The 3215-nt window shown below is 62.0% G+C and carries 3 protein-coding genes; all 3 read left to right on the top strand.

The annotated features are described in order from the left end of the window. A partial coding sequence (locus tag WBB85_RS15110) for a peptidoglycan-binding domain-containing protein (RefSeq protein ID WP_432639428.1) occupies window positions 1-266 on the top strand: 266 nt, incomplete at its 5' end. 2 nt (window positions 267-268) lie between these two features. Next, the gene (locus WBB85_RS15105; RefSeq protein WP_432639427.1) at window positions 269-1093 is read left to right on the top strand and encodes a hypothetical protein; all 825 of its coding nucleotides are present in this window, start codon (window positions 269-271) and stop codon (window positions 1091-1093) included. A gap of 348 nt (window positions 1094-1441) precedes the next feature. After that, on the top strand, window positions 1442-3215 hold a 1774-nt coding region (locus WBB85_RS15100), incomplete at its 3' end, for a caspase family protein (RefSeq protein ID WP_432639426.1).

The raw sequence follows: 3215 nt of genomic DNA, 5'->3' as shown, positions 1-3215 counted from the left end.
ATGCCGCACTGATCGATGACGGGCTTGTGCCCGGCAAGGGCCCGCCCGACGCCGCCGCCTTTCTCTATCAGGCACTTCGGGCCGGAAGTTTCAGCGTCCTCGACCAGCTCGTGACCCGCCCGACCATGTTCAAACGCGACACCAGAAAGGCGCTTCAGGCGGAACTGGCACGGAACGGATTCTATGACGGACCGCTTGATGCGGATGTTGGCCCCGGAACGCAGCGCGCAATCCGCACCGCGTATGGGCTGGAACAGGAGGATTGAAGATGGAACAGAAAACGCAGAAAACGACGAAAACGGTGCAGGCGATGATTGCCGGACTGACCTGCACGGCGCTTGCGACCTCAACCATCGCCCCGAGTTTTGCGGCCCCCGCAAGACTGCCGTCATTGGCACAGACCAACGGCATCACGGCAATGCCACTCTTGCTTCAAACGCAGCAGGCGGGTACGGGCGGTCAGACCGGTGGCACGGCTGGCACTGGCGGTGGCGCGACCGGTGGCACCGGCGGCGGCTCCGCCGGAGGCACAGCAGGAAACGACGATGACACCGGTGTTGGCGCTGGCGGCAACGACATCACAAGGTCAAACGGATCGTCCGGCGGCCCCAGGCCGCGCATCTATTATTTCATCAACAGCAACGCGACCGACCGGATCAGTGACGAGTTGTCCAAGGCGCTGGGGGCTTGCAACCCGGAGCGGCTGGAGCGCAGGTATCGCATCGACTGCCTGAGGCTGCATTTCTGGCGTCTGTCGCGCGAATTGCCCGATAGCGGAGAATATGCGCCGGTGCGCGCCGCACTCGCCAAGGCGGCGGCGGATCTGGACGCCATCGTGCGGCAAAACCTTGATAATAGCGCGCCGCGCGTGCGGGTGCGTGTGAACGGCAAGAGCGCGGCCCCCCTTCTTCCGCCGATCCGCGCAGTTCGACCGGGGACAGAGGCAAAAGTCGCAAAACAGGCCGAGCGCGTGATCGCCGAGGCAACGACCGCGCTGCTTCGCTCCACCGAAAATTCGGACCGGCGCATGGTGCATTACCAACAGATCGCGGCTGCGATTTCCTCAACCAAGGTTCTGTTACGCTCGGCCTGAGCAGGAGGCTCGCTTGCCCGCAGGGCGGGGAGAAAAATTGATAGAAAGCGCCAAAATGATATCCTTATTGGAAATTTATTTCAGTGGAGATTTGTGATGTGGAAGCAGGGGCTATCCCTTTGCACGATTGTATTTTCAGTTTCCTGTGCCGGTTGAAGCGCCGCCTGCCGATACCGCCAAACCGGCCAGGGTGGTGGCACCGACGACACCGGCCTATCCAACGGCGCCCGTTTCCGGTTCCAGACCCAATGGGGGTGGTGGTGGCGGCGGAGGTGCCGGTGGTGGTGGCACCGGAGGCGGCAGCGGTGGTGGTACCGGTGGCAGCAGCGGTGGTGGGTGGAACTGATCATGATCAGGTATAGACCCGGCGCATCGGTTCTGATCTTCGCATTGGCAATCGTGGGCGGCGGAGCCGCCGTCGGACAATCCTCCGATACGTTCACCACGCTAGAACGGCCAGCCGAAGTGCTGGGCATTCCGGGGCTCAGCATCAATCTCGACGAACCCGCGACCGGGCGCTATGCGATCGTCATCGGCAATGGCGACTATGCCCATGCGCCATCGCTGCCGAACGCGATTTCCGATGCCCGGCTTGTCAGCAGAATGTTGCAGCAGAGCGGCTTCGTGGTGCAGGAATACCAGAACCTCGACCGGCGCGGTTTTGAAGCCGCCCTCAGGCGCATGATCGTCGATACCGGCAAGGGATCCGAGATCGTGATCTACTATGCCGGTCACGGTGTGCAGATCGGCAGTTCCAACCGCCTTATCCCCGTCGATGCCGAGATTGATACGATCTACGACTTGCCGTTTGAAACCGTCTCGCTGTCGAGCCTTCTGTCCATCGCTGGTGCGCGGTCACGGTCGCTCGTCGTGATCCTCGACAGTTGCCGTGACAATCCGTTCCCGGACCGGGGGGCGATTGTCGGGCTGGATGCCATTCCACAGGAACTCCGCAACGGCTTTGCAGCACAGGACTCGCCCGTCAATTCGCTGATCGTATTTTCCACCTCGCCGGGTGCAGTGGCGCTGGATGGCGCAGGGGCCAACAGCCCCTTTACCGAAGCCCTCTACCAGGCGGTTTCAACCACGCCGGACGCCCCGATGAACACAGTCATGAAGGATGTTCGGCGGCGCGTCTATGCCGCGACCGGGGGACGGCAATTGCCATGGGAAAGCTCTTCGATGATCGAGGAGACTGCGTTCGATTCAGACCCGGCGAAACCGGGGTTCCAGGTGACGCTCGACGAAAGTGCTACCGCCCCCTCTGCCAATGCCAACCCGGTGTCGATCACCCTTCCGCTGGACCGTAAGGTGCCTGTCGGAACGGCCCTGAAGACCAGTAGCACAATACGGATGGCATCCCTTACCGTAACCAGCCCACCGCTATTGGGACGACTTGAACTGGCGGATGCCAGACGAACACGCGGCCTTGTCCCGCTGGCGCAACTTTCCGAGGACGTCAACGGGCTGGTCTATGCCAGCAGCCAACCGGAGCTTTCTGCTATGCAGATGTCTTCGCCCTCCATCACCGATGAATTCACGGTTTCCTCCGACGGGCAGGCACAGAACGTGCAGCTTACGCTGAATGTCGATCCTTGCGATTTTCAGGCGGGCGATCACCTTGACCCCGAAGGCGTCGGCATCGCCCGCTTCCCCAATGAGATTGAAGTTCAGGCAGCACTTTCCGCCTGCACCGAAGCGGTCGCACGCGAACCGGAAAATGGCCGCTTCCTCTATCAGCTCGGCCGGGTCCATGTCGCGCTCCGCGATCTTGATGCGGCAGAGGCGGAGTTCACCCGTGCCCGCGACCTTGGCCACACCCGGGCATGGCATGCGCTTGGCATGCTGAAGATCGCACGCGAACAGGAAACCGGCGGGGCTGACCGAAAGCGGGCACCGGAAGAGGCGCTGGCGCTTCTGGCCATGGGCGTGGATCAGGGGGATCCCTATGCCTATCACTCGCTGGGCCAGCAGTTGCTGGAACTGGCTGATGATCCAGGGCTGAAGCGGCAGGGCTTCGACCTTTTATCGCGCTCGCTAGAGGTCGGGCACACCTTCTCGATGAACACGCTTGGCTATTACTTCCTGCAGGACGGCAGCGACCACTATGAACCCGAACGCG

Origin of the sequence: Albidovulum sp. (genome assembly GCF_049646345.1) — a bacterium.
GTDB lineage: Bacteria > Pseudomonadota > Alphaproteobacteria > Rhodobacterales > Rhodobacteraceae > Albidovulum.
This window is presented reverse-complemented; position numbering and strand designations above follow the sequence as displayed.

Bases quoted from the DNA above. Each gene is read 5' to 3' on its own strand.
- WBB85_RS15105 (WP_432639427.1), top strand. From the start codon at position 269: ATGGAACAGAAAACGCAGAAAACGACGAAAACGGTGCAGGCGATGATT.